This window comes from Candidatus Foliamicus sp. (genome assembly GCF_965221325.1).
GTDB lineage: Bacteria > Pseudomonadota > Gammaproteobacteria > Steroidobacterales > Foliamicaceae > Foliamicus.
The window spans coordinates 112655-138013 of record NZ_OZ244880.1 but is presented as its reverse complement, the minus strand read 5'-3'; the positions used below and the strand labels follow the sequence as shown (position 1 = coordinate 138013).

Below are 25359 nucleotides of genomic sequence, written 5' to 3'. Positions count from 1 at the left end.
AACACCGGAACAGGCGCCTCTCCTGTCGGGAAACGCCAGTCTGGAAAAACATGGCCCAGATTCTGGGCGCATGCATCGCGACCGGTCATTATAGTGCCGGCGCGGAATAATCGGAAATTCGCCTAAACGACGCGGTTATGCGGACTTGCGCGCGCCATAACGGCGCCGGAACTTCTCGATCTGACCGGCGGACTCCATGATCTTCTGGGAGCCGGTAAAGAACGGGTGGCAGGCGGAGCACACCTCCACGCGGATGTCCTCGCTCAAGGTGGAGCGCGTAACAAGCTCCCGGCCACAACTGCAGGTGACCTTGATTTCGTTGTACTTCGGATGAATGCCTGCTTTCACGGCGCCGCGCCCTGATCAATGTCCGTAAGCGGGCGCGAAGCATACCCCAATCCCCGCCGTGCTTCAATCAGTTGTACCGGTTCACGACATATGGGACTGAGCGTGTTCGGCTGTCCTGTATTTTCGAAGGTATTGCATTGGTGTGAGCAAGTCCAGGGCGTAGTGAGGTCGGACATGGTTGTAGAAGTGCTGGTATTGTGCCAAGGCGGGTGCGGCGTCCTTGACGGTGAGTTGTCCGCTGTAGAGGTTCCAGAACTCGGTTTTTGAGCTGTCGTTGGCGCGTTCGACGACGCCGTTGAGCTGGGGGCTTTTGGGTGGCAGTACGGCGAGGGGGATTTGGAGCGTCTGGCAGGCGTCTTCGAACTCGGCGCGGAACTCGGCGCCGCCATCGACTTGCAGGGATTGCAGCGGACAGGGCAGTTCGGTTCGGACTGCTTGCAAGAAGCGCCGGGCGTTGTTGGCGGTAGCCCGGGAATACACGCGCACGACCAGTTGTTTGCTGACCGGGCAGACGGCCTTGAACTCTTTGAGCGTATCGCCGTCGCGCGACACACTCATGTGATCGATCTGCACCCACTCGCCGGGCTGAGCGGCCTTCACGCCGGGACGCCAGCGCTGGGCGTGTCCGTTGGCGAAGTTGCGCCTTCGCTTGGCCGTCACCCGCCCGCGGCAGAACGCGCACGGCGTGATCCGGCGCAGGCATACGCCCTTGACGAGGATCCGTCCAATGGTCGATTCCGACAGGAGGATTCCTTCGCGATCCAGCATCACCTTAAGGCGCCGCTTGCCCATGAACGGATAGTGCTTGCGCATCCGCCATACGGCCCATTCCTGGGCCCGCGTCCAGCGCGCGGGATGGGTGCGTCTCGGGCGGCGGCTTTTGGCTGCCAGCCCCTTCACGCCTTGAGAACGGTAGCGCGCCTGCCAGCGGTAATAGGTGGATCGGGACCAGCCGACCGCGCGCAGAGCCGCGGCCTCGCTGCACCCCTCTGCGCGTAACTCCCGATAGGTCTCGATCTTGCGTAAGCGCTCAAATGCATCGCCCGGCGTGGTATCGTCCATGCGCACACGTTTCATCCCCAGGGACTTGATTTGCATGGTTCGGCTCCTTTTTGTTTGTTGGAAAAACAAAGGCTAACCGAACCCGCGCCCCGGCGAGCGCCGGGGCGCACCTCTTTTCCTTGCGTCGCTACGCTCCCTGCGGAAAAGAGCTGCGCCGTTCCCGCCCCATCAGAGCAGAAACCACCCCGCCATCACTTCGGCACCAGTCCCACATGTGTCTGAACCCGGACATCAGTCACGCGCCGCGGACTGCTGCAATGTGCGGCCCGACACTGCCGCGCACTATGATATGTTTGTGTTCTTGCGCTGACTAAAGCGCAACTATTTCTGTAGAGCCGAGGACAGCAAACCGCTATTGCCGACACATGCCATGAGCACGAAATTCGACACGGTCTATTGGGCTTCACTGGCCACGCCGCCCCACCTGGGCCGATTCGAGGCCGCGACGCACGATGTACTGGGCGCGGCTCTGGCCGGCGCACCGCCGGACGGGGTGTCTCAAGCGATTTTCGCGCTCGGATGCTTCTGGGGCGCGGAACGCAAATTTTGGCAACTGTCCGGTGTGCATTGCACGGCCGTGGGCTATACGGGCGGCGCCATGGCGGATCCGGACTACTATTCGGTGTGCTCTGGGACCACCGGGCATGCCGAGGCCGTTCTGGTGAGTTACCGGGTGGCGGAAGTGAGTTACCGGCAATTGCTGGCGCTGTTCTGGGAAGCGCATGATCCTACCCAGGGTATGCGTCAGGGTGCGGATGTGGGCACGCAGTACCGCTCGGCGCTGTTTACCCTGGGGCCCGAGCAACGCACTCTGGCCATGAGCTCCCGCAAGGCGTATGGAGAGGCGCTGGCCGCCGCGGGGTATGGTCCGATTACGACCGAGGTAAGCCCCGCCTGCGAATTTTATTTCGCCGAGAAATATCACCAGCAATACTTGGCGAAGAACCCGAACGGCTACTGCGGCCTTGGTGGAACCGGCGTGGCGTGCGAACTGGACTCCGTTGGGAAGCGCGCGGTGGCGGCGCAGCCGGCATGAAGTGGACGGGCCTCATAGCCGCAATCATTCTGGCCGCGCCGGCATACGGCGCCGCGCAGGATAACGCGCCGCCAGACGCCGAAGCCACGGAGAACTGGCTTACGCAGCAGCGCCAACTTAACCGGCGCTTTGTGGAACTGTTTCGGGAGCAGAGCTACGCGGAGGGAAAGGAACTCGCCGAAACGCTATTGCGGCGCGCGGAAGAGCATTACGGGCGCGACGCTGCGGAGCTATCCGGCCCATTGATCAATCTGGCCACCGTGGAACGGGTGCAGGGTGAATATCGCAACGCGCTGTTTCATTACGAACGCAATCTGGCTATCGTCGAGCGCGAACTGGGTTATGACTCCCTCGAACTCATCAACCCTCTGCACGGGATGGCCAGGACCTACCTGCGCATGGGCGACCTGGAAGCTGCCGTCGAACCGCTGGCGCGCGCCCTGCGCGTGACGCATTCCAACACAGGCGTCTATAGCCTCGACCAAGGTCCCACGCGCGACTTGCTGAGCGAACTGTCCTTGGCCGATGGCGACCTGGAACAAGCCAATCTGCACCAGCGCGTTCAGGTGCGGGCCCACGAGCGGCGTTATGGGCCGAACGACGAGCGCATTGTCCCAGCGCTCTACAAGCTCGGCGAGTGGTATGAGCGAACTCGCCAGACCAGTCTGCAGCGTGAGAGTTATGCCGCTGCCGATCGAATCATTCAGGCGGCCAACGGCGAGAACAGCCCTGAGCGTGTGCAGGCGCTACGTGGTCAGGCGACCAGCTTCCTCAAGGAGTCGCGGCGCGACAAGGCCGAAGAATTCTTTAGGCGCGCGCTGAGCATTCTTCGCGCCAATCCGATTCAGGACATTCTGGCGCAGGCGCGGCTGCTGATCGATATCGGCGATACGCACACGATCTTCAATCGCTCGCCCATGGCGCGCGAAAACTACCGGGAAGCTTGGGAGTTGCTGAGCGGCGGTGACGAGGGTTTGGACCTGCGCGGCGAGCTTCTGCAGCGTCCGGTAATACCGCTGCGCAGCGCGCGCTTGCCGGTGCAGGTGCCGCGGGAAATGAAGAATCCGTCGCGCTACGAAACGCAGCCGCGGGCCGGTTCGGTGGTGCTGCAATTGACCCTCGAGGCGGACGGCAGGGTTTCGGAGGCTAGCGTGACGGAATCCGACCCGCCGGGGATGATTGACGAACTCGTGACATCCTTGATCAAGGACGCCAGGTTCCGTCCGCAGATGCGCGACGGAGAGCCCGTGCGTGCAGAAGGCGTGATTTACCGGCACCGATTCCGCTGGTACAAGCGCCTTGAAGCAGAGGCTTCGGTGGAAGTAGAGGCCCCTGGCGAAGCGCCGGAAGAAGAACGCCCGATCGAGTATCCGGGCGACGCCTGAGTACGCCTCGGGCCGGCGGAATCTGCGGATATCGCCGCGGCTATTGCCGGGCGTCGGCGAAGGCAGCCTTGCCCGCGGCGATAGTTTCCAGAACTTGGTTCGAGCGGCCGCCCACAGCGCGCGCTAGTTCTTCAGGCACATGGGCCACCGCAGCCGCCCAGCTGGCGCGTTCGGCCCGGTCCGGCCAGCGCGGCGCGATGCCGAAGCTTTGCGCGTTCTTCAGGTCGCCGGCTGCTTCCTCGCGCGTGTCCTTGCGGGTTACGGCAATGCTGGGGTAAGCCAGTGCCATGATTTCGCGGTCGGCGTCAGCTAGGCTGTCCCACCAGGCCTTGTCGGCCACGATGATCGACATGCCGAAGCAGTGCGCCGTTAGCGTGAGGTGAGGCGCTTCGCTGGAGGTTCCGGTTCGCACATACATGCTCACGGAGTTCTCGCCCGACTCGATCAGGCCGGTTTGCAGCGAAGGCACGATTTCTCCGAAACCCAGCGGAATGATGTCCGCGCCCAGCGCCTCGGCAAACAGGCGCGAAGCGTCGCTCGCCGAAACCCGGAACCGGCGCCCGCGCATATCTTCCGGGGAGAGCACGGGCGTTATTGAATAGACATGGTGAAAGCCGATCTCGCTCCAAGACACCAGGTGCAAGCCTTGTTCGGCAAACAGCTCGGTGAACAGCTCGGTGAGGAAGTGGTCATAGACGAAATCCGCCTCTTCCTCGGTTTCGAATAGAAACGGGGCGTAAAGGATTGCCGTTTCCGGCACCAGGGTGGACGCCACCATCGCGGAAAGGTTGCCTATGTTTACACGCCCGCGCCGCAGCCCCGCCACGATCTGCTCTTCCGAGCCGAGTTGCCCATGCACCAGCATCCGCACCTTGAATCGGCCCCCGGTGCCTTCTTCCACCATGCGCTGAAACGTGAACCAGTGCTGTTCGCCGATGGTGTTCGGAAAAGCTGTGCCGGCCGCGGTGATTTCCGTGACGGGGCGATCGTCCGCCGGCGACTGATCCTGGCCGGATGGTGCGCAGGCGGTCAGCGCAAGGAGGCTCGCAACGGCGAGAACCGGGAATGGCCTCATGCGCGCTGCCTGCGTATCAATGGTTGTAGGACCCGATTCTTGTGCCGCTTGTGCTCATACTGGCCGCGTTTGCCCGCTCTTGTGCTACAAGCCTCAGTGTACGCATCCGTGCTGCGCTTTCAAACTGCTAAATCTTCGGTTGTGTTCCCCACCACTCGCCAGTGTGTGCGCAGCCTGGAGCTTTTCAAGTAGCTGGCGGCTCGTGCTCCACGGTTCGGCTTCGAGCCGGGCGCGCAACTGCTCGGTGACTTTGACCAGCGGATCGGGTCGCCGCCGTGAGCGTTTTGGCTTCTTCTGTGGTGGGGCCGTCGGTCTCGCCTCACCATCCGCCCACGCGGTCCGCAGGCCAGCGCGGAACTGCTCCGGCGGAGCGGCCGTCGGCCCTTGCGGATCCGCCTTCGGCTGGTTGGCAACCCGCTGCTGGTGTCCCCGCATCTGCCGAAGCAGGCGGATCGGGCCCAGCGTGGCGCCCAGCTCCCCGACGTGCTTGCGGCCGCCAGCTCGGTCCCGGGGCCCCCGCAGTGACCGGTTGATCGTCGCCGCACTCATGGCCGGCAGGCTGGCGCGAATTTCTGGACCGAGTTGAAGATGGCCGTGCCGCTCCATCGCCTCCACGAGGATCGGAATCAGTGACTTGAGACGCTTGCCGCAGGTGCGGTCGACAGCCCGCTCAGCGCTCCACTGCGCCCTTCGGACTCCGTCCTTCAGGCGCTGTGGAGCGCTGCCCCCAAACCGGACAGTTTATTTGTTCTAAAAGCGGACATTTCTATTTGTTGCCAACAAGGTTAGTAGCCTAGCTGTTTGCGGCAAGCCCAGTAGTCGAACGGCAAAGGTGCGGCAGCAGCAGCCATTGCGGCGCAGGGATCGGAGGCTTGATACTCGGCCAATTTGCGAGACGCCGCTGTTACTCCTACGCCGGCCGCATCCGTAGTAACGAGCGCAAACCCCGCTAGGAACGCCGTGCTTGCACCGTTCCAGACTCCTGCCGCAAGCACTGGTCCGCTCAAAAAAGCTGCATTGAACCAGGTCCAAAGTCGTTTGATCCCGGTTGATGGATTCCGCACCGATGGATTTATTGCAGCGCCTTCAACGTAATGACAGTCTGCTGTCGTATCGTATGCACTACGCACCCAGGAATACCCCGCTTTTCGCGCATCTTCCACAGTGTTGAATTCAACACCTGCATCGCCAACGTCGGGGTTTCTGCAGGCCTCGGCGGACGAAAAGGCAATTACTGTCGCGGATGCGGTGGAGGCAAAACCTACATATAGGACAAACAAAATCCAAGCAACGAGGAACATCCGCAACCGCTGCTTAACTTCTTCTGGTGTTGCAGGCTTGCGGTTAATACGTTGCCAAAAGTTGACCTTAGTTTGCGCCATGTTCCGTTCTCCTCCGGGCTAGCGCCCTTGATTCGCTTGTTTCACCGGCACAAGTGCCGGGCCATGCAAATTACTTCATAGGGAAGAAAACCCCACCTATTCGCCCGGGAGGCGGGGATCAGCCGCCGCCCGATATCGGGCTGTTACATTCAGCGGGTAGCCCGACGGGGCTGCCCATGAAGCAATTTGCAAGCCTGAATATACGGAGTACAGAGTTCGAATGCAAGAAGCTGTACCGGTTCACGACATATGGGACTGAGCGTGTTCGGCTGTCCTGTATTTTCGAAGGTATTGCATTGGTGTGAGCAAGTCCAGGGCGTAGTGAGGTCGGACATGGTTGTAGAAGTGCTGGTATTGTGCCAAGGCGGGTGCGGCGTCCTTGACGGTGAGTTGTCCGCTGTAGAGGTTCCAGAACTCGGTTTTTGAGCTGTCGTTGGCGCGTTCGACGACGCCGTTGAGCTGGGGGCTTTTGGGTGGCAGTACGGCGAGGGGGATTTGGAGCGTCTGGCAGGCGTCTTCGAACTCGGCGCGGAACTCGGCGCCGCCATCGACTTGCAGGGATTGCAGCGGACAGGGCAGTTCGGTTCGGACTGCTTGCAAGAAGCGCCGGGCGTTGTTGGCGGTAGCCCGGGAATACACGCGCACGACCAGTTGTTTGCTGACCGGGCAGACGGCCTTGAACTCTTTGAGCGTATCGCCGTCGCGCGACACACTCATGTGATCGATCTGCACCCACTCGCCGGGCTGAGCGGCCTTCACGCCGGGACGCCAGCGCTGGGCGTGTCCGTTGGCGAAGTTGCGCCTTCGCTTGGCCGTCACCCGCCCGCGGCAGAACGCGCACGGCGTGATCCGGCGCAGGCATACGCCCTTGACGAGGATCCGTCCAATGGTCGATTCCGACAGGAGGATTCCTTCGCGATCCAGCATCACCTTAAGGCGCCGCTTGCCCATGAACGGATAGTGCTTGCGCATCCGCCATACGGCCCATTCCTGGGCCCGCGTCCAGCGCGCGGGATGGGTGCGTCTCGGGCGGCGGCTTTTGGCTGCCAGCCCCTTCACGCCTTGAGAACGGTAGCGCGCCTGCCAGCGGTAATAGGTGGATCGGGACCAGCCGACCGCGCGCAGAGCCGCGGCCTCGCTGCACCCCTCTGCGCGTAACTCCCGATAGGTCTCGATCTTGCGTAAGCGCTCAAATGCATCGCCCGGCGTGGTATCGTCCATGCGCACACGTTTCATCCCCAGGGACTTGATTTGCATGGTTCGGCTCCTTTTTGTTTGTTGGAAAAACAAAGGCTAACCGAACCCGCGCCCCGGCGAGCGCCGGGGCGCACCTCTTTTCCTTGCGTCGCTACGCTCCCTGCGGAAAAGAGCTGCGCCGTTCCCGCCCCATCAGAGCAGAAACCACCCCGCCATCACTTCGGCACCAGTCCCACATGTGTCTGAACCCGGACAGAAGCTAAAGAGGGTTGTTAGCCCAAAGCAGTAATGTCCCCTTTCTCCAATTCAGAGATGTCCCCTTTTGGACTACAACGGTATTCTGTGAACCGTACCGTGTTTACCGGAGGCTCTAGATTTTGAGTTGGAGTGCCCCCGGTTTGCTGGATACTTCCGTGCTCTGTTCCGAGCATAGGAGGAAGTACCATGAGCAACCAAAGATACAGCCCTGAGTTCAAGGACGAGGCAGTCCGACAGATTGTTGATCGCGGCTATTCTGTCGCCGAAGTGTCCGAACGTCTCGGCGTTTCGGCGCACAGCCTGTATAAGTGGGTGAAGGCGATCAAGCCGGACAAGACTGACGAGCAGGTTAGGGTCGCAGGTTGACCGTCCCGGTGCCGGTCGAGGCTGAGGCGCGGGTTGTCAAGAGTACACAGTAGTGTCCGGTTTTCGGCAAGATGAACTGACCTGTTACGGCACGTTACCGTGTCCGGTCTGGGTGGCTAACCCGGTTTGTCCGAGAGGGTATCCTTTGGAGGGTTGAGCAGACCGGCCTAGCGTGTTTTCTTCAGCCGGTAGCTTTTGTCTTTGTTGTTGATGGTGGTGCAATGCTGGAGTCGGTGGTCCAGGTTGGCAGTGGCCAGTACCGTATCGCTGAACATCTCTACCCTTGTCCAGCTATGCCGGATCTTTCATGCTTTGTGTCGCCGCCGCCACATAAGCGCTATGACACAAAGCACGGCGACCACGCATAGGGAAATCATCGTAGTAAAGCCACTGCTGTAGGTTCCGGTTATGTCAGCCGTTCGGGCGAGATAGTTGCTTCCCACAGAGCCGGCCAAGGAGTCTATGCAGATGAATATCCCCAGTATCTTTCCATAGTTACGACCGGCGTAAAACTCTGCGATCGCCAACTGAATCATCGTGAATGCTCCAGCATAGCCAACTCCATAGACAACCGCGTACGCGAATGGCCAAAACGCTTGTCCTGGAGTAGCCAGGAACAGTAGTGCCAATCCTGCGCCAAGGTTTATCACGCTCACAAGCATGACTTTGAGTTTGTCGAATTTGTCCGCCAAGTAACCGAACAGCAATTTTCCGACAATTGCCGCAACGAAGAAAACCTGGAAAAGTCGTGCAGCGGTCGTTTCATCCAGCCCTAGCTCATCTCGAAAAAAGAGTCCCTGATTGTTCAGCATCGCGACGATGCAGAACCACAGCGTACCCGTGGAGAAAGCAAGCAGGTAGAACACTGGAGACTTTGCCAATCGAATTAGTACGCCAAGCACCGCATCCGGTTTGGGTAGCGCGTCCACCTTGGTGCCCTCTACGCCATCGGGCGCCTGTCCGGATTGCGCGGGGTGGTCGCGAAGGAGGAAGATCGCGGGAATCACGAGCATGAGGCCGCCGACGATGGCCATGATCTGTACGGCGGTACGCCAGTCCGGCAAGACATTCTTGACAATCTCAGGGAAAATTGCACCGCCGAAGCTTGAAGCGAGCAGCAGAATACCGAAAGCGATGCCGCGGTAACGAACGAACCAGCGAGAAAGCAGCATCAGGGATGGACCGAGGCCGGAGAGGGAGAGCGAAATGGCGAACAGTACATACAGAGCCATCAGGTGGTCATGGTTTTGTACCAGCGGGATCAATGCCAGCACCAGGGTGATTCCCAGCGAACCCCCCAGCATCAGCCAGCGAACGGAAAAACGGTCCAGCAGGTAACCCGCCAAGGGATTGAGCACGGCGGCGAGAAAAAAGAATGTCGTGGCAGGCCGTGTGACTTGCTCCTTGCTCCAACCGAACTCCGCCGCCAGATCCGGGAAGATCAGCGGCATCGTGTTGAGGAGAATGCCGTTGGACGCGGCGTATATCAGAAACAGCCCAACGAGTAGCCACCAGCCGTAAAAAATCCGGCCGCGAGTAGAGATTTCCTGCATTCCTATCCTCCCCGAAGAAGCCGCCCGCCCAGGCGCGACCACCAAAAACGTAGCGCCAGCAACAGCGCCAGAATCGCGCAATATACCAGCGGCTCAGCCGTATCGGCCTTGACCTGCCAGTAATAGTGCCAGCAGGCCAGGATAGCCGCCGGATAAACCAGCCGGTGCAGGCGGTTCCAGCGTCGGCCCAGGCGCCGCTGCCAGCCCCGAGTGGAGGTTACGGCCAGCGGGATCAGCAGCAGCACGGAGGCCATACCTACCGTAATGAAGGTGCGCTTGAGAAGGTCTTCGCCCAGGTGGGCGAAATCAAGCTGCAGGTCGAGCAGGAAATAGGCAAGCGGATGCAGCGTACAGTAGAAGAAGGCGAACAGCCCCAGCATGCGGCGGAACCGGTACAGACGGGGCCTTTTAAGAAGGCGTGCTGCGGGCGTGACGCACAAGGTGACCAGTAGCAGGCGCAGCGCCCAGAGGCCGAGTTGATCCTGAATTTGCTCGGCGGGATTTGCGCCCAGTCCGGGTTCGGCAAGACCGGCAATCCGCAGCACCAGCCAGCCTAGCGGCGTCAGGCAGGCCGCAAACACCAGCGGCTTGAGGACCCGCATCGGCACCGGCGCAATGCCTGGGCCGTTAGTAGTTGCGGCGCAGGTCCAGGCCGGAGTACAGGTGGGCCACTTGTTCCCCGTAACCGTTGAACATTTGCGTGGGTATGCGGCGCGCGAACAGCCCCGAGAAACCCGACCCGATGCGACGCTCGCTGGCCTGGCTCCAGCGGGGGTGGTCCACCTCAGGGTTTACGTTGGCGTAGAAACCGTATTCCTGAGGGGCGGAGATGTTCCAACTGGTTGGCGGGCGCTTTTCCTGCAAGCTTATGCGCACTATGGACTTGATGCCCTTGAAGCCGTATTTCCAGGGCACGATCAGCCGCAGCGGCGCGCCGTTCTGATTCGGGAGCGTGACGCCATACACCCCGACGGTCAGCAGGGTCAGGGGATGGGTGGCCTCCTCTATGGTCAGGCCTTCCACGTACGGCCACCGCAATACCCTGCGGCGCTGGCCGGGCATTTCGTCCGGCCGGTAGATGGTCTCGAACGCCACATAGCGCGCGCGTGAGGTGGGCCGAAACCGCTTCAGCACTTCGCCGAGGGGCACGCCCACCCACGGGATCACCATCGACCACGCCTCCACGCAGCGCATCCGGTAAACGCGCTCTTCGAGTCCGACACCGGCCAACAGGCCTTCCACATCGAACTCACCGGTCACCTCCGCTTCGCCTTCCACCCTCACGGTCCAGGGAGCCGGACGGAACTCTCCGGAGTTCCGATGCGGATCGTCCTTGCCGGTGCCGAACTCGTAGAAGTTGTTGTAGGTGCTTACTTCCTCGTAGGAGTTGGCCGGTTCGTCGGTGCTGAACCGCCCGCGGGCCACGCCGTCCAATTCCCGCTGCCCGGTTCCGGTAACGAGATAGCGGGGCTCTCCGCTAGCGGTGCCTACCAAGCCTGCAGCAGCCAACCCTCCGACAAAGGCGCGGCGGTTGAAATATACAGACTCGGCGGTTATTTCCGACGTGCGTACATCGGCAGGTTTGCGGATCAACATCCGGCAATACTAACCCACACGTGCAAGGCGAACCGGGCGTCCCTTTTTCGCCGAGAGATACAAGCTCTTGCTCCCCAAAGCGGCGAGCAAGAATTTGAACCCGTCTTGCAGGACGGGGCTAACGGCTGTAGCCGCGCTCCTCGTGCTGGGTGAGGTCCAGGCCCTCGATTTCGTCGTCCTCGTCCACGCGCAGCGGCGTAACGAGTCCGACCACCTTGAGGATCAGCCAGGTTGCCAGCGCCGTCCAAGCGGCGGTCGCCAGCAGGCCCAGCGCCTGAACGCCGAGCTGCGGACCCAGGCTCATGCCCTCGCCGTAACCCACGCCGCCCAGGCTGGCGTTTACGAACACGGCGCATAGCAGCAGCCCCAAAGAGCCGCCCACGCCGTGGACCGGAAACACGTCCAGGGAATCGTCGATTACCAGTACCCGCTTGATCAGGCGCGTCGCATAGAAGCAGAGCACACCGGCCGCCAAGCCGATCACCAGGGCGCCCATGGGTCCCACGAAACCCGAGGCTGGTGTAATCGTGCCCAGGCCCGCCACCATGCCGGTCACCACGCCGAGCACACTGGGCTTGCCGAACTTGATCCACTCCATCATCATCCAGCCCAAGGCGCCGGTCGAAGCGCCTACATGGGTGACAAGCACAGCCATGCCAGCGGCGCCGTCGGCCGCCAGCGCGCTGCCGCCATTGAAGCCGAACCACCCGACCCAGAGCATGCCGGCGCCCGCCACCGTGAGCGGCAGGCTATGCGGAGGCATGGGCTTTTGCGGAAACCCGCTGCGCGGGCCCAGCACCATGGCCGCCACCAGGGCCGCAACACCGGCGGTCAGATGCACCACCGCGCCGCCGGCAAAGTCGAGAAAACCGAGGTCAGCCAACCAGCCGCCGCCCCACACCCAGTGGCATACTGGCGCATATACGATCAGCGACCACAACACCGAGAAAAGCAGCATGGGCGCAAAGCGCATGCGCTCGGCGAAGCCGCCCACGATCAGTGCGCAGGTGATGATGGCGAAGGTAAGCTGAAAAGTGAGAAAGATCGATTCCGGCGCACTGCCGCTCAGGGAATCGACGGTCAGTCCGGCCAGAAAGGCGCTGCCCAAGCCACCCACCAGCTTGTTCAAGGCTCCGCCGTCGCTGAAAGCCAGGCTGTATTGGACCACGACCCACAGCACGGTAACGGTGCCGGCGATCGCAAAGCACTGCATCAGCACCGAGAGCACATTGCGGCGGCTCACAAGCCCGCCGTAGAACAGCGCCAGCCCCGGCAGCGTCATGAACAGCACCAAGGCTGTCGAAGTAAGAAGCCAGGCCGTATCGGCCTTGTCCAGTGTGTCGGCGCTGGCTACCCCCGACGCCAGCAAGCCGGCCACAGCGATCAGCATCGCTCTTTTCATATGAAATGCCTCTAGTGAAGGGAGACTTCGGCCGCGTGCCAGTCTCCCGATAAATCGCGCTTGCTAAAGCGCCGAGTCACCGCTCTCGCCGGTCCGCACCCGGTAGGCCTCTTCAAGATCCAGAACGAATACCTTGCCGTCGCCCACCTTGCCGGTCTTGGCGGAGCCCAGAATGGCCTCCACCACGCGTTCTGCCAACTCGTCAGTACAGGCGACTTCGATCTTCGTCTTGGGAATGAAATCGACCATGTATTCCGCGCCTCGATACAGTTCCGTGTGTCCCCGCTGTCTTCCAAATCCCTGCACCTCGGATACTGTCATTCCATTTATTCCGAGGTCGGAAAGCGTGTTGCGGACATGATCCAGCCGAAACGGTTTGACTATGGCCATTACGAGTTTCATGTGAGCCTTCCTCTTGGCTGAGGGTAGGGATAAGCGGCGCTGCGTCGGAGCGCCGCGCATTCTATCAATGCCTGTGCAGGACAGTCAAAAGCGCGCCATGCGCTTCTTCGCCCGGGCCCTTGGCCGCCAGCGGATGCTCCATCAGGGCTACGACTGCCAGGCGCTTGCCGGTGGCGGTGAAAACCAGGCCGGCTATCGCCGAGACGCCGTTCAAGCTGCCGGTCTTGATACGCGCGCTACCGTTGAAGTTTGATTCCCGATAGGTGCGGCTAAGGGTTCCGTCGCGCCCGGCGATAGGCAGCGAGGCCGCCAACTCGGGATACCTGGGTCCGCGCGCGGCATGCACGAGCACGCGCCCCAGGTCCTGCGCCGATATCCGGGCAATGCGCGATAAGCCCGACCCGTTGTCCAGCACCAGGCTCGGCAGCTCCAGCCCCGCGCCGCGCAGGATTTCGCCGGCGGCGCGGTGCGCCTTGTCCAGGGTTGCCGGTGCTCCGAAGGTTTCCGCGCCCAGCGTAAGCAGCAGTTGGCGCGCCATGACGTTGTTGCTGTACTTGTTCATGTAGCGGACGGCTTGGGATGCGAATTCGGACTTGAATTCCAGCCAGGGTTCAGCGTCTTCCGGCACAACACCCAGCCGGTATCCCCCGGACAATTCGCCGCCCGCCTCGCGCCACATGGCGTCGAAAAGGCCGAAAGCGTAGGCTGGACTCGATAATGCGCGGCGGGGGATGGACCAGGAGTTGCAGCGCCGGCTATAGGCTCCGTCAAGTTCCACGCGGTTTTCCGCTTCTCCACCGATATGCACTGACACGCCGCGTTGGAAGCCTCCGCAGGCGCCTTCGGCGAGGCGTATGCGGTTTACGATCTCAAGGCCGGAAAGCGCCGGATCGAGGCGCGTTCTGACGCGATTGCGTGCCGGTTCCGGCTCGATCACGATGCGCACCGATTGAAAATTCATCAGCAGCGCATACGGCGCCGCGCTGAAGGAGCGGTGTCGGTCGGCAGCGAATCCCTCCACTGGGCGATCCATTGCCGGCAGCCAGCGATCGTCGATAACCAATCCGCCGCGGATCTCCCGCAGTCCGCGCTCACGCATCTCGCGCTGCATCAGCCACAGCCGCTCGACCACGAGCCGCGGGTCTCCTCCGCCCTCAAGCAGCAGCGGGCCGGACAGCACACCGTCATCCAGCGTGCCGCCAAGGTAGGCCCGCGTGACCCAGCGGTATTCGGGACCAAGTCCTTCCAGAGCCAGCCAACCTGTCAGCACCTTTATGACCGAAGCAGGCGGCCTGGACACCCCGGCGCGATAGCTGAGCAGCGGCTCGCTCAGCGCGATGTCCTGGACCCATACAGAATAAGCCTCGCTCGGAATGCCGTAATGGGCCAGAATCTGGGCGACCGGCTCCGGCAGAGTATCGTCGGCAAAGGCAGCGCCATGTGCCAGAAGCAGCCCTGCCAGCACCGCTCGTGCAACGCCGGCCCGCCCCAAGCCAACGCAGGCGGATTCAGGCAGACGCACGGACGCAGTCTGGGGCTTTGGCGCCGAGCATTTCCCAGCCATGGCGTTGCGCTTCCGCTGCCAGCGCACGATCCGGGGTAACGGCCACAGGATGACCGCAGGCGGCCAGCAGGGGCAGATCGGAAATCGAATCGGCATAGGCGATCGTGTTTCTTGGGGATATTCCGAATTGCGTGCAGAGTGTGTGCGCGGCTTCTCGCTTGGCTTTGCCCACGCGATGCACTTCCGGTGGCGCAAAGCAGAAACGCCCTTTACGCCGGGGGCAGCGGGTTGCAATCACATGCGGCACGTCAAGCTCGTCGGCCACAGCTTGGGCAAGAAAGTCCGGCGTGCCGGACAGCAGAACCAGCGTATCGCCTTGCTTCCGGTGCATCTCCAGCCGCTCCACGCAAGCTGGCTGCAGGGCGCCGCGAAGATGGCGCGCCGCCCAATCCCGCGCCAGCCCCAGCGCGCTGTCGGCCGTTCTCCGCCACATCAGCGACTTGTTCTTGGCAAACACATCGCTGCCGTAGCGCGGCAGATAACGCAGGCAAAACACCGCATAGGCCAGCAGCCGTAATGGGCCGATCCGCCCCTTGAGCAGCATCCACAGCGCGAAGCGCTTCTCGGTGCTGGGCTCGCGCACCAGCGTGCCATCGATATCGAACAGCACGAGGCACGGTCCGGTCTGAGCCCGATTCATCGGTTTTGGCCGTTGCGCGTAAACAGTGACCGCCGTTCATTGGCCAGAAACTCGAGAATAACCGGCAGCCCCCGCAGCAGGCACAACGCAACGGACAGGAAGGCCAGGCCCATGGCCAGCCCTTCGAACCAGAGTTGTAGCGGCACCCAGGCCAGCGCCCACTCGGGAGATATGGCCGCAATGCCCAGCGGCAGCGGATCGATCAGGAATAGCCCGACGAAAGCCATGCCTTTGACGCTTCCATAGAATCCGCGCATGAAACGCCCGCCCACCAGCCAGCGGGCGACCGGTGAGTTGAGCAAGGACAAGGGATTGCGCCGGTCGGCCTGAACCCCACTGGCGCGGATGGCGTCCACCAGGCCGCCGCGCACCACGAACACCACCGGAATCCAGATCGGCACCAGGTCGAGGTCGGCCAGCACGATCCAGAGCGTGAGCTCCACGATCCGGTCCACGGCGATGTCGAACAGCGCGCCAAACAGGCTTTCCTCTCCCCTGCGGCGCGCGATCCACCCGTCCAGCCCGTCGGATATGAACACCAGACTGAGCAGAGGCCAAATCCAAAGCTGGACAATCGAAGCCGGCCGGTAGGCGATCACGACCACGACGAGCAACAGCAGGAGGCGGCTCAGCGTGATCAGGTTGGCCATGCCGGAATTATAGACAGCCGAAACCGAACTTATAATTTCGCGCCTGCTTTGGAAAACTGGGGTTGATGGGCGCACTTTCCTTCCTGCTTGGCACCGTCGCGGACCTTTACATGCTGTGCTTTGTCGTGCGCTTGGCGCTCTACTGGAACGGCGCCGATCCGCGCAATCCTGTGGCCGCCGTGGTGCTGCGGCTGACCAATCCGCTGGCAGCTCCGCTGCGGCTGCTGGCGAAGCCCTCCGAGCGGGTCGAAACACACGTGCTGCTTGCCTTTCTCGCGCTGCAATGCCTGCTGGTCTGGTTTACGGTAGAAGCCGGTTGCCGCGCCGATCTCACGCTGTTTCAAGTGGCGCTCTACGGCCTGGTGCGCGCGCTGCGTCTCGTCTTGTGGTTCTACCTGCTGGCGGTTGTCGTTTGGGCCCTGATGAGTTGGTTCGGCCCCAGCGGTTACAACCCGGTGGTCAGCGTTCTGCATCGCATTTGCGCGCCGGCCCTGGCGCCGATACGGCGGCTGCTGCCCAATCTGGGCGGCATCGATTTCAGCCCCCTGGCTTTCATCCTGGCGGTGCAGTTGCTCATTGGTTTTCTTCCCGGCGTGGAAATTGCGCGCCAATTGAACTGCGCACCGGGGTTTTCGCCAATTTAGCCTCTATTTACGCAGCGCCCTTGCATAGCGTTAAAAAGCCTTGGCGATCAATCCAAGGCGATACGTGCTGAAGACCGGTCGCGCTTATTCCGATTCTTCGGCTCGATTCCCGCCGGCCTCAAGCTCGCGTTCGGTGCTCTCGGGCATGACGAATTCCAGGCCATCCGGGGTTTCGACCACGTAGTCCCCCACCGGCACCAGGAGTTCCGGAGCGGGAAGCAGATTCTCCCCACTGCGGAGTTCGGATTGGTCCAAGAGCAACTCGCCGCTTTCGACCACCGGGGTGTCCGGCCTTGTTCTCCGCAGCGGGGGCGGCGGAGGGCCTGCAGCTTCGGCTTCGGCGATCTCTTCGGGTGTTGCGAGGCGCACCGCGAACGACACCAGGCGTACGAAGCCTTCCTCGTATTCCTCCTGGAACATGGCGCCGAGCAACAGCAGCCCGATCACCACAAAGCTCGCGACCACGGCCGACAAACCGAAGCGATAAGCGGTGCGCCGCCGTGCGTCCGAGCCTTTTGAGGACGCGCCAGGGTCGGGAGGACGCAGGCGCTTCACGCCCTCTTGAACCTGAGCGAGGCGGAATTGATGCAGTAGCGCATGCCGGTGGGTTGGGGGCCATCGGGGAACAGGTGCCCCAAGTGCGCATCGCACTGCCCGCAAACCACTTCTATGCGCTGCATACCGTGGCTGTTATCTGCGCGTTGCGTGATCGCGCTGCTGGAGACAGGCTCGAAAAAGCTGGGCCAGCCGGTGCCGGAGTCGAACTTTGCGTCGGAACGGAAAAGTCCCGCGCCGCAGCAGACGCACTGATAGGCGCCACTTTCCTTGTTGAACAGCAAAGCGCCGCTGAACGGCGGTTCGGTGCCCTTTTCCTGCGTGACCTGGTATTGCTCGGGCGTAAGCCGTTCGCGCAACTCGTCTTTCCTGGGCGCCTTGTGCATGAACGGATTGTAGCCCGTGCGCGGCGGTTATCAGGCTTCGAGCAGGCGGTTGACGCGGCGCGCGAACTCGCCGGGGTTGGGCAGTTCCCTCCCCTGCGTGAGCAGGGCCTGCTCGTGCAGGAAGCGGGTGAGGTCCTCGAAAGCTTCGGCGTCGCCTTCGCGAAGCGCCAGGCGCTGGAACAGCGCGTGTCCGGTGTTGATTTCCAGTATCGGCTTGCTGTCGGGCAGCTCCTGGCCGGAAGCTTTGAGTATCCGTTGCATCTGCACGCCCATCTCGTGTTCTCCAAGCGCCAGACAGCACGGGGAATCGGTAAGGCGGGCCGTGGCCCGAACGTCGGCGACCGTATCCCCAAGCACGCTCTTCATGCGCTGCAGCAACTCCGCCAAGTCCTCCTCGCCGACCTTGTTCGCCGCTGGTGCCGCCGCCACACCCGGCAGCTCGTCGGCCACCAGCGCACCGCGTGCGATGTCCCGGAAACGCAAGTTCTCGTAGTTGCCCAAGTGGGCCACCATCCATTCATCGACAGGGTCCGAAAGGAGCAGGACCTCCAGCCCTTTCTGGGCAAATATCTCGAGCTGTGGGCTGGACCGCGCGGCGGCCGGACTCGCTGCCGCGATGTAATAGATTTCCTCCTGATCCGCCGGCTTGCGCTCGACGTATTCGGCCAGGGTCGCTTCCTGCCGCTCGCTCTCCGAAGCGGTGGTGGAAAACCTGAGCAGCGCCAGTATGCGGTCCCGATTGGGGACGTCTTCTACCACGCCTTCCTTGAAGACGCGCCCAAACTCGTTCCAGAAAGTCCGGTAACCGTCGGCGTCTTCCTTCGCAAGGTCGTTCAGCATGTCGAGCACACGTCGCGCGAGAGCCTGGCGCATGGCGCGCACGTCATCGTTTTGCTGCAGCAATTCGCGAGACACATTGAGCGGCAAATCCTTGCTGTCCACGATGCCCCGCGTGAAGCGCAAGTAGAGGGGCAGGAACTGCTCGGCGTCGTCCATGATGAAGACCCGCTGCACGTAGAGCTTCACGCCGCGCGGCGACTCGCGATTGAAAAGGTCGAAGGGCGCCCGTCGCGGGATATAAAGCAAACTGGAATACTCGCGGCGGCCCTCCACCTGGTTATGCGCATAACAGAGAGGGTCTTCGCTGTCGCGGGCGATGTGGCGGTAGAACTCCCGGTATTCCTCGGGCTTGATTTCGCGCTTGGGCCGCGTCCACAACGCCTTGCCCTCGTTCACGACCTCGCGTTCCGATGCCCCGGCTTGTTCGCTTTCGCTTTCGCTATCGCTGGCGGCCGGCATCGTTACCGGAAAAGCGATGTGATCCGAGTAGCGCCGGATCAGCGCCCGCACCTGCCAGGGATTCGCAAATTCCCGCTCCCCGTCCTTCAGGTAGAGGCGAACGGAGGTGCCGCGCTGCTCTCTGGCGGCGGCCTTTACGGTGTACTTGCCTTCGCCTTCGGAAGACCAGAGCACACCGGCGTCGGCAGTCAACCCGGCGCGCCGTGTACGCACCTCGACGCGCGACGCCACGATGAAGGACGAATAGAACCCGACGCCGAACTGTCCGATCAGACGCGCATCCTGCTGCTTGTCGCCCGAGAGGCTGGCGAGAAAGTCGGCGGTCCCGGATTTCGCGATCGTGCCCAACTGACCGACCACTTCCTCTTCGGACATGCCGATACCGTTGTCGGTGATCTCGATCCAGCCTTCATCGGCGTCGAAGTCCACCGCGATGGCGAGCTCGGTGTCTCCGTCCAGGAGTTCCGGATTCGAGATTGCCTCGAAGCGCAAGCGGTCGCAGGCGTCCGAGGCGTTGGAAATCAACTCGCGCAGGAAGATTTCCTTGTGGCTGTAGAGCGAATGGATCATCAGCTTGAGAAGCTGCCGCACTTCTGCCTGGAAGCTGCGGGTGCGGGCCCGGCGCCGAGTTTTCGTGCTGGTGGTGCTTTCGGACATGATCTTTAATCAGGGCCTGATCGTGACTGGGGTGCCGATTGGCGCCATCATCCAGATCTCCAGCATTGCCGAGTTGCTCACGGCAATGCAGCCGTCGGTCCAGTCGCGGGAAGCGTAGTAATCGCGATTGCGCCCCCTGGGGGGTCGCAGGGGGCGTCCATGGATCATGATGAGCCCCCCCGGAGAAACCCCGGCTTCCGCGGCCCGGGCGCGATCAGCCTCGTTGGGATACGAGATCTGAAGGGCCAGCATGTAACTGGAATCCGGCTTGCGCACGGATATCCGGTACGACCCTTCCGGGGTGCGGTAGTCGCCCTCGCGCTGCTTGTGACCCTCAGGGGCAAGGCCGAGAGCAATTGCATACGAACGCGCGGTTTCTCCATCCTTGATTAGATATAGCCTGCGCAGCGATTTATCAACCACGATCGAATCGATTACCGGCAAGGTTTCCCGCGCTTCAAGCGGGTCGGCGGCAAGCGTCAGGCCGAGCAGCAAGCCGGCGGTCAGCCGCATGCTCCTCACAACCGGCGAACGGGCAGGCATGGCTCAGGAAACGGCAGGGAAGTTCTTGGCCTGGAGCTTCGGAAACAGCAACTTAGCGCCCACCTGCAGGCTATCCGGATCGAGTCCGGGGTTGTACTGGCGCAACAGCCACATGGGGATGTCGTTGCGGCGCATCAGCCGCCACACGGAGTCGCCCCGCCGCACCGTGTATTCCTGCTCGCCAATCACGTTGTAGTCGGAGAAGAAAGCCTCCTGCAACTCGTGATGATAGGCCACCCTGCGCTGCGCGAAGACTTCGGGGCTGACCTTGCTGAAGTCCAGCCGCAGACGCTTGCCGATGCCCACCGGGCGGCCGAAGCGGAGGCCGTTCAGATCGCGTAGCCGCTGGGTGCGAATTTCCAGCCAATCTGCATAGTGCCCCAGCGTTTCGGCGGCCTCCACCACGACCATGTTGCCGCCAATGATCGAATAATCGTTGGGGTCCGCCAAGCTCACCGACCCATAGGAAGGTCCGGTTGGCGCCGGGGCCACGGCGGCGACCTGATCTTCGTATTCTCCGGAGTCGGCGTCAGGCTCGCTCTCGCTCGCCGCGATGAGTGGCGCCAGTTCCTCGGCCGGCTGTTGCGGGAGTGGCAGGTGCTCTGCGGTCAATCGCAGCACCTGCCCGATGTAGATACGATCCTTGTTGGGAATGTCGTTCAGGGCCAGCAACTGTTGCTCGGACAGCCGCGCTCGCTGGGCAATAGCAGCCAGCGTGTCGCCGCGCCGTACACGATAGGTGGAAGCGCCCTCCCGTATCGGCTCGTTCGCCGCTAGTCCGGGAATTTCCAGCGACTGCCCGGCGCGAATGCGATGCCTGTTGCGTAGATTATTGGCCTGCATAAGTTTCGGCACCGTTGTGCGGTAGCGCTGCGCGATCAGCGACAGCGTATCGCCGGGCTGGATGATGTAATTCCGGTCACGAATCTGGCTGGTGAAGAGCAAATTCGAGGGGATTCCCGCGATCCGCGCCTGCGCTTCAGGAACGAGCGGCGCCCGCAGCCGGTAATTGCGTGGAACATACTTGGCGTTGTTGACCACTGGTGGGCGCAGACCAGGATTGAACGCCGCCAGGGTGTCGGCGGACAAGCCCAGCGTGTCGGCCAGCGTATCCATGCGCAGGTAGCCGGGCAGTTCCAGCAGCACGTGTTCGATGGGCGGATCCAGTGTGAGTGGGCCAAAGCGCTGTTCCGCTTCCTGCTCCAGTTCCATGACCGCGATCAATTCCACGTAGAAGTTGCGCCCGGCGAACTTGAAGGTGCGGCCCTTGTAGCGCCGCACCACGGTTTCAATGTCCTTGGTGCCCAACTGCCGGACTGCGCGAAGCATCGCTCCCACGCCCTGGTTGTAGGCAGTGATTGCCAGCGGCCAGCTATCCAGCAGGCTGTGGTTGTAGCTGAGCAACTGGGCTGCCGCGGTGGAAGCGCGCCACGGATCCAGACGCTCGTCCATTACGTTGTCTATGCGCATGAAACGACGCCCGGTGGAGCGCGTGAATTGCCACATGCCCAAGGCCGACGCCGAAGAGCGCGCATTGGGATTGAATGAGGATTCGACATGCGGCAGCGCCGCCACGCCTTCGGGAACTCCGTGTTCGCGCAGCGCCTTGAGAATGTGCGGACGCCAGCGGCCGGAGCGCACGAGGCCGTCGACGAACCGCTCGGCCATTCCTTGCTGCACCCTTAGCCGTCCGGCCGCGGACCGCAAGGTGGCGCTGGAAGGGTTGGGGCCCCAGGCGTCGAGAATGCGCTGTTCTTTCTCGCTGGGCTTCGCCGGCCGCTTGTCCGCGAGGCGGTTCAGTGTCTTGCGGTAGTCGCTGACGGCCGAGCGGATCGCATTGCGGCGGGCGCGGGGGGCAAGATCCTTAAGCGAAATTTCGCCATAGACCACACCCACGTACAGGTTGTCATGCACCAAGCCGCTGTCGCGACCAGTGTCGCCGAACACGCGCTTCCAGAAGTCGATTTCGGCCCGCAGGCCTGTTGGAACCGGCAGTTCTTCCACCGCCACCGCGGGACTGGGGGCGCTGGAAACCGCCAGCACAAGCGCTAGCGCCGGCAGCAGGGTCGGTGTTCTGGCGCTCGCCCGCATATCCGGGAAGTCTTTCTACACCAAAGCCGCCCATTCCGCAATTCCGCTCGGTCAACAGCGCCAGAGCAGAGCCAACCTGAAGAACGTCGTTGTAATCCGAAAGGGACATCTCTGAATTGGAGAAACGGGACACTACTGCTTTGGGCTAACAACGAAGTTCAAGAGCGGGCCGTTTTGTTGCTAACATCGTCAACAGAGGGATTGGCTCGCAATCTCCAAGATGCGTGTCGGCCCCAGGCAATGCACAGCAAGACCCCGTATACCCGGCGCCATGAACGCATCGTCCGACAAATTGCTCGCCATAGCGAGGCAACGGCTCGTCGCTTACGCGCGCCTGATTCGGCTTGATCGCCCGGCAGGCACTCTGCTTCTGCTCTGGCCTACGCTTTTCGCGTTGTGGCTGGCTTCCGGCGGCGAGACGCCGGGTAGTGTGCTGTTTGTCTTCGTGGTGGGAACGGTCCTGATGCGCTCGGCGGGTTGTGCGCTGAACGATTACGCCGACCGCCGCGTGGACCGCCTGGTAAAGCGCACTCGCGCCCGCCCACTGGCCAGCGGCGAAATACAGCCCGTGGAGGCTCTGATTGTGGCTGCGCTGCTAGCGGCTTGCGCCTTCCTGCTGGCATTGAGCTTGCCGCCGCTGGCGATCGGCTTGGCTGTTGTGGGCGCGGCCACCGCCGGGTTTTATCCGTTCGCCAAACGCCTCATTTCGGCTCCGCAACTGGTTCTAGGCGCGGCGTTCTCCTGGGGCGTTCCGATGGCCTACGCGACTCTGTCCGGTATCGGCGAGTTGTCCTTGTGGATTCTCTGGCCGCTTACTTTCCTCTGGGTAGTGATATACGACACCATCTACGCGATGGTCGATAGGGATGACGACGAGAAGATCGGCGTACCCTCCACGGCTATCCTGCTCGGGCGCCGCGACGTCCCCTTTGTCCTCGTGGGCCATGCCTTGTATCTGGCGGGAATGCTTGGCCTGGGAGCATGGAGTGACTTGGGGTCGCTGTTCCTTGTCGGCTGGACCGGCGCGGCGGTCTGCGCGATTTGGCAGCTCTGGCTGATTCGGGGCCGCGACCGGATGCGGTGCTTGCGCGCGTTCAGCAATAATGCGCTGCTGGGGTTGTGTCTCTATGCCGGGTTGGCAATGGACATGCTCGCTGCAGCATAGGCATGGCTCCTGGAGAAAGGGGAAAACTGTCGTCCCCTGGCCGAAGCTTCTCGGCTCGGGGATGTGGCAATCACCCATCCTGATCCAGTTCGTTGCGCAGCACACGGGCCGTAAGGCGGGCGATAACGATCAGCAGCGCTGCGGTCGCCGCCAGTCCCGCGATAAACAGCAGTTGTGAAACGGCTGGTGCGTCGGACTGATTCGGCGTGGCCAGAGTGCCGGCCATCGAACCGAGGTACACATACAAAAGGACAGCCGGCAGCATGCCGACAAATGTGCTTAACACATAGGGGGCGAAGCGGACCCGCGTCAGCCCCAGCGCATAGTTGAGCAGGTTGTAGGGGATTATCAGGGAAAGCCGCGCTAGCAGGACGATCATCGCGCCCTTGCGGGCAACCGCGCGATCCAGGGCGTTAAAGCGGGGCATTTTCTCAAGCCTGGACTCGACCCAGCCGCGGGCCAGGAATCTTCCGGCCAGAAACGCGCAGCCGGCGCCCAGGGTGCTCGCCAGGGATGCCACTGCCACGCCATAGCCCATGCCGAACAGCGCGCCGGCGGCCAGCATCAGAATGGACCCCGGAACCATGAGAACGGCAGCCAGTATGTAGGCCAAAATGAATGCCGCCCAGGCGATGCGCGGATACGCCTGCGCCCAATCGACGGATGCGATCAGCCACTCGCGTAGTGGCAGCAAACTCAAGGTGAGAGCTAGCGCCACCAGTGCGAGCAGCAACAAGACCGCGCGCCAATTCATGCCGCCGTCCCCCGGTTGCGCGCGACTTGCCGGTAGGCCGGTGCGGACAAGCTCAGAATCCACGCTGCAAGCGGCATCGTGCATAGGGCCATAGTGGCAAGCGCCAGCGGCAGACTCTGTGGCGAACCGAACACGCGTTCGCTCAGAAGTGCGACTCCCAGTGGTCCCAGCGACAGACCAATCAGGTTGATGCAGAACAGGTACATGGCGATGATGCGGGCACGGAAGCGGTTTGGTGTCACTTCGGTGAGCGCCACCGGCGATATGCCGAAGGGCATGCTGATCAGGCACTGTGTAAGCCCGATGCCGATCAGTGCCAGCGCAGCGCTGGGCGCAAATGGGAAGGCCACCGCGAGCGGCAGTGCGGTGAGAGCGACGGCGACGCCTACCCGAATCTCGGCGTCGCGTGGCGAACGGCGTCGCAGCGCCTGCGCCGCGGCGCTGCCGAGGTAAACGCCCAGCGGCGCTGTCACCAGCGTAACGGCGCCCAGTCCGATGCCGGTTTGGGCCTGGGTCCAGCCGTATTCCCTGATCAGGAACGATGGGGTCCAGGCGCCGAAGCTATAGGAATAGGTAACCTGGCAGGAGAAGCCCATGAAGTGGGTCAGGTACAACTTGCGCTGAGGACCGGTCAGGAGTCGAACGAAGGCCTTGGCGCTCACGCCGCCTTCCGGCGCTTGGCCGATGCGGGCAGTTTCACGCACCGATGCCAGCGTCAGGATGCCCAGCAGAACGCCAGGCAGACCGACCACGATGAAAACGACTTGCCAGCCTTTCAGAGCGCCAAGGATCGGCAGGTTGGCGGTTCCCCCGCCGACCACCCAATTGATCACCAGTCCGCCGGTGAGGCTAGCCAGCCCGATTCCCAAATACAGCCCGGTGGCGTAGGTGGCGGTGGCGCGCAGCCGAATCCGGGGCGGGAAATAGTCGGCAATCAGCGAATAAGCGGCCGGCGACAGGGCGGCCTGGCCCACGCCAACCAACATGCGGGCGATGAACAATTGCGTATAGTTGGCTGCCAGTCCGCACGCGGCGGTCGCCAGACTCCACAATACGACCCCAGCGGCAATGACCGCGGGTCGGCTCCACAAGTCGGCCATGCCGGCGGCGAACAAGCCGAGCGTGGTGTAGAAGGCGGCGAATGCAAGGCCGTAGAGCAGCCCGATCTCGACGTCGCTCAAGCCCAGATCATCCTTGAGGGGTTCGACCAGCAGGGTGATGATATTGCGGTCGAGAAACGAGCACAGATACAGGATCATCAGCAGGATAACCACGTACCAGGCGTAGCCGCGCCGGGGCCAGTGCTGCGCTGCTGTCACGGTTTGCCGGCCTTTATCCGCGGCGAACCG

25 protein-coding genes and 1 pseudogene are annotated in these 25359 nt (G+C 62.3%); 5 read left to right on the top strand and 21 right to left on the bottom strand.

Features of this window, described 5'->3' with window-relative positions; translation table 11 throughout:
* Positions 1-135 precede the first annotated feature (135 nt).
* Both rpmE and ACWCOO_RS00675 read right to left on the bottom strand, forming a co-directional pair.
* Positions 136-348, bottom strand: coding sequence for a 50S ribosomal protein L31 (gene rpmE, locus ACWCOO_RS00680; protein ID WP_446831057.1), 213 nt, complete (start codon positions 346-348; stop codon positions 136-138).
* A gap of 81 nt (positions 349-429) precedes the next feature.
* Positions 430-1446 (bottom strand): helix-turn-helix domain-containing protein, encoded by a 1017-nt coding sequence (locus ACWCOO_RS00675; protein WP_446830388.1) that lies wholly within the window; start codon positions 1444-1446, stop codon positions 430-432.
* Between the two features lie 334 nt (positions 1447-1780).
* On the opposite strand from ACWCOO_RS00675, the gene msrA reads away from it, so the two are divergent.
* Positions 1781-2446, top strand: a complete 666-nt coding sequence (gene msrA, locus ACWCOO_RS00670; protein WP_446831056.1) for a peptide-methionine (S)-S-oxide reductase MsrA — start codon at positions 1781-1783, stop codon at positions 2444-2446.
* On the top strand, positions 2443-3831 hold the full coding sequence (locus ACWCOO_RS00665) for a TonB family protein (protein ID WP_446831055.1): 1389 nt from the start codon (positions 2443-2445) through the stop codon (positions 3829-3831). The genes msrA and ACWCOO_RS00665 overlap by 4 nt, the downstream gene beginning before the upstream one ends.
* Before the next feature lie 40 nt (positions 3832-3871).
* Here ACWCOO_RS00665 and ACWCOO_RS00660 read toward each other — a convergent pair whose 3' ends face one another.
* The 3 genes from ACWCOO_RS00660 to ACWCOO_RS00650 all read right to left on the bottom strand — a co-directional run bounded on the left by ACWCOO_RS00660 (position 3872) and on the right by ACWCOO_RS00650 (position 7545).
* Positions 3872-4906: a TRAP transporter substrate-binding protein gene (locus ACWCOO_RS00660; RefSeq protein WP_446831054.1), complete on the bottom strand. Its 1035-nt coding sequence runs from the start codon at positions 4904-4906 to the stop codon at positions 3872-3874.
* Positions 4907-5691: 785 nt separating this feature from the next.
* Positions 5692-6288, bottom strand: coding sequence for a hypothetical protein (locus ACWCOO_RS00655; RefSeq protein WP_446831053.1), 597 nt, complete (start codon positions 6286-6288; stop codon positions 5692-5694).
* Positions 6289-6528: 240 nt separating this feature from the next.
* Positions 6529-7545: a helix-turn-helix domain-containing protein gene (locus ACWCOO_RS00650; RefSeq protein ID WP_446830388.1), complete on the bottom strand. Its 1017-nt coding sequence runs from the start codon at positions 7543-7545 to the stop codon at positions 6529-6531.
* A gap of 384 nt (positions 7546-7929) precedes the next feature.
* On the opposite strand from ACWCOO_RS00650, the pseudogene ACWCOO_RS00645 reads away from it, so the two are divergent.
* Positions 7930-8097, top strand: a pseudogene (locus ACWCOO_RS00645) (transposase); the annotation flags it as partial.
* Positions 8098-8276: 179 nt separating this feature from the next.
* Here ACWCOO_RS00645 and ACWCOO_RS00640 read toward each other — a convergent pair.
* The 9 genes from ACWCOO_RS00640 to ACWCOO_RS00600 form a co-directional block, all read right to left on the bottom strand.
* Positions 8277-8384, bottom strand: coding sequence for an ATP-binding protein (locus ACWCOO_RS00640; protein ID WP_446831052.1), 108 nt, complete (start codon positions 8382-8384; stop codon positions 8277-8279).
* 30 nt (positions 8385-8414) lie between these two features.
* Positions 8415-9662, bottom strand: a complete 1248-nt coding sequence (locus tag ACWCOO_RS00635; protein ID WP_446831051.1) for an MFS transporter — start codon at positions 9660-9662, stop codon at positions 8415-8417.
* Positions 9663-9664: 2 nt separating this feature from the next.
* The gene (locus tag ACWCOO_RS00630; protein WP_446831965.1) at positions 9665-10264 is read right to left on the bottom strand and encodes a sulfite oxidase heme-binding subunit YedZ; all 600 of its coding nucleotides are present in this window, start codon (positions 10262-10264) and stop codon (positions 9665-9667) included.
* Positions 10265-10289: 25 nt separating this feature from the next.
* Complete coding sequence (gene msrP, locus ACWCOO_RS00625) at positions 10290-11258, bottom strand: protein-methionine-sulfoxide reductase catalytic subunit MsrP (protein WP_446831050.1); 969 nt, start codon at positions 11256-11258, stop codon at positions 10290-10292.
* Between the two features lie 118 nt (positions 11259-11376).
* Positions 11377-12660, bottom strand: coding sequence for an ammonium transporter (locus tag ACWCOO_RS00620; RefSeq protein WP_446831049.1), 1284 nt, complete (start codon positions 12658-12660; stop codon positions 11377-11379).
* 63 nt (positions 12661-12723) lie between these two features.
* Positions 12724-13062: a P-II family nitrogen regulator gene (locus tag ACWCOO_RS00615; protein ID WP_446831048.1), complete on the bottom strand. Its 339-nt coding sequence runs from the start codon at positions 13060-13062 to the stop codon at positions 12724-12726.
* 64 nt (positions 13063-13126) lie between these two features.
* Positions 13127-14584, bottom strand: coding sequence for a D-alanyl-D-alanine carboxypeptidase/D-alanyl-D-alanine endopeptidase (dacB, locus tag ACWCOO_RS00610; RefSeq protein WP_446831047.1), 1458 nt, complete (start codon positions 14582-14584; stop codon positions 13127-13129).
* Positions 14571-15266, bottom strand: coding sequence for an HAD family hydrolase (locus ACWCOO_RS00605; RefSeq protein ID WP_446831046.1), 696 nt, complete (start codon positions 15264-15266; stop codon positions 14571-14573). The genes dacB and ACWCOO_RS00605 overlap by 14 nt, the downstream gene beginning before the upstream one ends.
* The gene (locus ACWCOO_RS00600) at positions 15263-15916 is read right to left on the bottom strand and encodes a CDP-alcohol phosphatidyltransferase family protein (protein WP_446831045.1); all 654 of its coding nucleotides are present in this window, start codon (positions 15914-15916) and stop codon (positions 15263-15265) included. The genes ACWCOO_RS00605 and ACWCOO_RS00600 overlap by 4 nt, the downstream gene beginning before the upstream one ends.
* Positions 15917-15981: 65 nt before the next feature.
* Between ACWCOO_RS00600 and ACWCOO_RS00595 the strand changes: the two genes are divergently transcribed.
* Positions 15982-16560, top strand: a complete 579-nt coding sequence (locus ACWCOO_RS00595; protein ID WP_446831044.1) for a YggT family protein — start codon at positions 15982-15984, stop codon at positions 16558-16560.
* Positions 16561-16644: 84 nt separating this feature from the next.
* On the opposite strand, the gene ACWCOO_RS00590 is transcribed toward ACWCOO_RS00595, so the two are convergent.
* From ACWCOO_RS00590 to ACWCOO_RS00570, 5 genes are read right to left on the bottom strand one after another with little or no spacing between them, the layout of a single operon-like run.
* Positions 16645-17115, bottom strand: a complete 471-nt coding sequence (locus ACWCOO_RS00590; protein ID WP_446831043.1) for a hypothetical protein — start codon at positions 17113-17115, stop codon at positions 16645-16647.
* Entirely contained in the window at positions 17112-17501 is a 390-nt protein-coding gene (gene msrB, locus ACWCOO_RS00585; RefSeq protein WP_446831042.1) for a peptide-methionine (R)-S-oxide reductase MsrB, read from the bottom strand. Before msrB ends, ACWCOO_RS00590 begins: the two co-directional genes overlap by 4 nt.
* Positions 17502-17531: 30 nt before the next feature.
* Positions 17532-19457: a molecular chaperone HtpG gene (gene htpG / locus ACWCOO_RS00580; protein WP_446831041.1), complete on the bottom strand. Its 1926-nt coding sequence runs from the start codon at positions 19455-19457 to the stop codon at positions 17532-17534.
* A gap of 9 nt (positions 19458-19466) precedes the next feature.
* Positions 19467-19970: a L,D-transpeptidase family protein gene (locus ACWCOO_RS00575; protein WP_446831040.1), complete on the bottom strand. Its 504-nt coding sequence runs from the start codon at positions 19968-19970 to the stop codon at positions 19467-19469.
* A gap of 33 nt (positions 19971-20003) precedes the next feature.
* Positions 20004-22091, bottom strand: coding sequence for a LysM peptidoglycan-binding domain-containing protein (locus tag ACWCOO_RS00570; RefSeq protein WP_446831039.1), 2088 nt, complete (start codon positions 22089-22091; stop codon positions 20004-20006).
* Between the two features lie 271 nt (positions 22092-22362).
* On the opposite strand from ACWCOO_RS00570, the gene ubiA reads away from it, so the two are divergent.
* Complete coding sequence (gene ubiA / locus ACWCOO_RS00565) at positions 22363-23256, top strand: 4-hydroxybenzoate octaprenyltransferase (protein ID WP_446831038.1); 894 nt, start codon at positions 22363-22365, stop codon at positions 23254-23256.
* A 70-nt stretch (positions 23257-23326) separates the two neighbouring features.
* Here ubiA and ACWCOO_RS00560 read toward each other — a convergent pair whose 3' ends face one another.
* On the bottom strand, positions 23327-24010 hold the full coding sequence (locus tag ACWCOO_RS00560; protein ID WP_446831037.1) for a TVP38/TMEM64 family protein: 684 nt from the start codon (positions 24008-24010) through the stop codon (positions 23327-23329).
* Positions 24007-25329: a spinster family MFS transporter gene (locus ACWCOO_RS00555; RefSeq protein WP_446831036.1), complete on the bottom strand. Its 1323-nt coding sequence runs from the start codon at positions 25327-25329 to the stop codon at positions 24007-24009. The genes ACWCOO_RS00560 and ACWCOO_RS00555 overlap by 4 nt, the downstream gene beginning before the upstream one ends.
* Between the last annotated feature and the right edge of the window lie 30 nt (positions 25330-25359).

Coding starts and splice junctions, on each gene's coding strand:
- ACWCOO_RS00615 (WP_446831048.1), bottom strand. CDS start 13,062: ATGAAACTCGTAATGGCCATAGTCAAACCGTTTCGGCTGGATCATGTC.
- htpG (WP_446831041.1), bottom strand. CDS start 19,457: ATGTCCGAAAGCACCACCAGCACGAAAACTCGGCGCCGGGCCCGCACC.
- ACWCOO_RS00620 (WP_446831049.1), bottom strand. CDS start 12,660: ATGAAAAGAGCGATGCTGATCGCTGTGGCCGGCTTGCTGGCGTCGGGG.
- msrA (WP_446831056.1), top strand. CDS start 1,781: ATGAGCACGAAATTCGACACGGTCTATTGGGCTTCACTGGCCACGCCG.
- ACWCOO_RS00655 (WP_446831053.1), bottom strand. CDS start 6,288: ATGGCGCAAACTAAGGTCAACTTTTGGCAACGTATTAACCGCAAGCCT.
- ubiA (WP_446831038.1), top strand. CDS start 22,363: ATGAACGCATCGTCCGACAAATTGCTCGCCATAGCGAGGCAACGGCTC.
- ACWCOO_RS00630 (WP_446831965.1), bottom strand. CDS start 10,264: ATGCGGGTCCTCAAGCCGCTGGTGTTTGCGGCCTGCCTGACGCCGCTA.
- ACWCOO_RS00560 (WP_446831037.1), bottom strand. CDS start 24,010: ATGAATTGGCGCGCGGTCTTGTTGCTGCTCGCACTGGTGGCGCTAGCT.
- ACWCOO_RS00600 (WP_446831045.1), bottom strand. CDS start 15,916: ATGGCCAACCTGATCACGCTGAGCCGCCTCCTGCTGTTGCTCGTCGTG.
- ACWCOO_RS00665 (WP_446831055.1), top strand. CDS start 2,443: ATGAAGTGGACGGGCCTCATAGCCGCAATCATTCTGGCCGCGCCGGCA.
- ACWCOO_RS00595 (WP_446831044.1), top strand. CDS start 15,982: ATGGGCGCACTTTCCTTCCTGCTTGGCACCGTCGCGGACCTTTACATG.
- ACWCOO_RS00675 (WP_446830388.1), bottom strand. CDS start 1,446: ATGCAAATCAAGTCCCTGGGGATGAAACGTGTGCGCATGGACGATACC.
- ACWCOO_RS00650 (WP_446830388.1), bottom strand. CDS start 7,545: ATGCAAATCAAGTCCCTGGGGATGAAACGTGTGCGCATGGACGATACC.
- ACWCOO_RS00660 (WP_446831054.1), bottom strand. CDS start 4,906: ATGAGGCCATTCCCGGTTCTCGCCGTTGCGAGCCTCCTTGCGCTGACC.
- ACWCOO_RS00575 (WP_446831040.1), bottom strand. CDS start 19,970: ATGCGGCTGACCGCCGGCTTGCTGCTCGGCCTGACGCTTGCCGCCGAC.
- ACWCOO_RS00635 (WP_446831051.1), bottom strand. CDS start 9,662: ATGCAGGAAATCTCTACTCGCGGCCGGATTTTTTACGGCTGGTGGCTA.
- ACWCOO_RS00605 (WP_446831046.1), bottom strand. CDS start 15,266: ATGAATCGGGCTCAGACCGGACCGTGCCTCGTGCTGTTCGATATCGAT.
- ACWCOO_RS00640 (WP_446831052.1), bottom strand. CDS start 8,384: ATGTTCAGCGATACGGTACTGGCCACTGCCAACCTGGACCACCGACTC.
- msrB (WP_446831042.1), bottom strand. CDS start 17,501: ATGCACAAGGCGCCCAGGAAAGACGAGTTGCGCGAACGGCTTACGCCC.
- msrP (WP_446831050.1), bottom strand. CDS start 11,258: ATGTTGATCCGCAAACCTGCCGATGTACGCACGTCGGAAATAACCGCC.
- ACWCOO_RS00570 (WP_446831039.1), bottom strand. CDS start 22,091: ATGCGGGCGAGCGCCAGAACACCGACCCTGCTGCCGGCGCTAGCGCTT.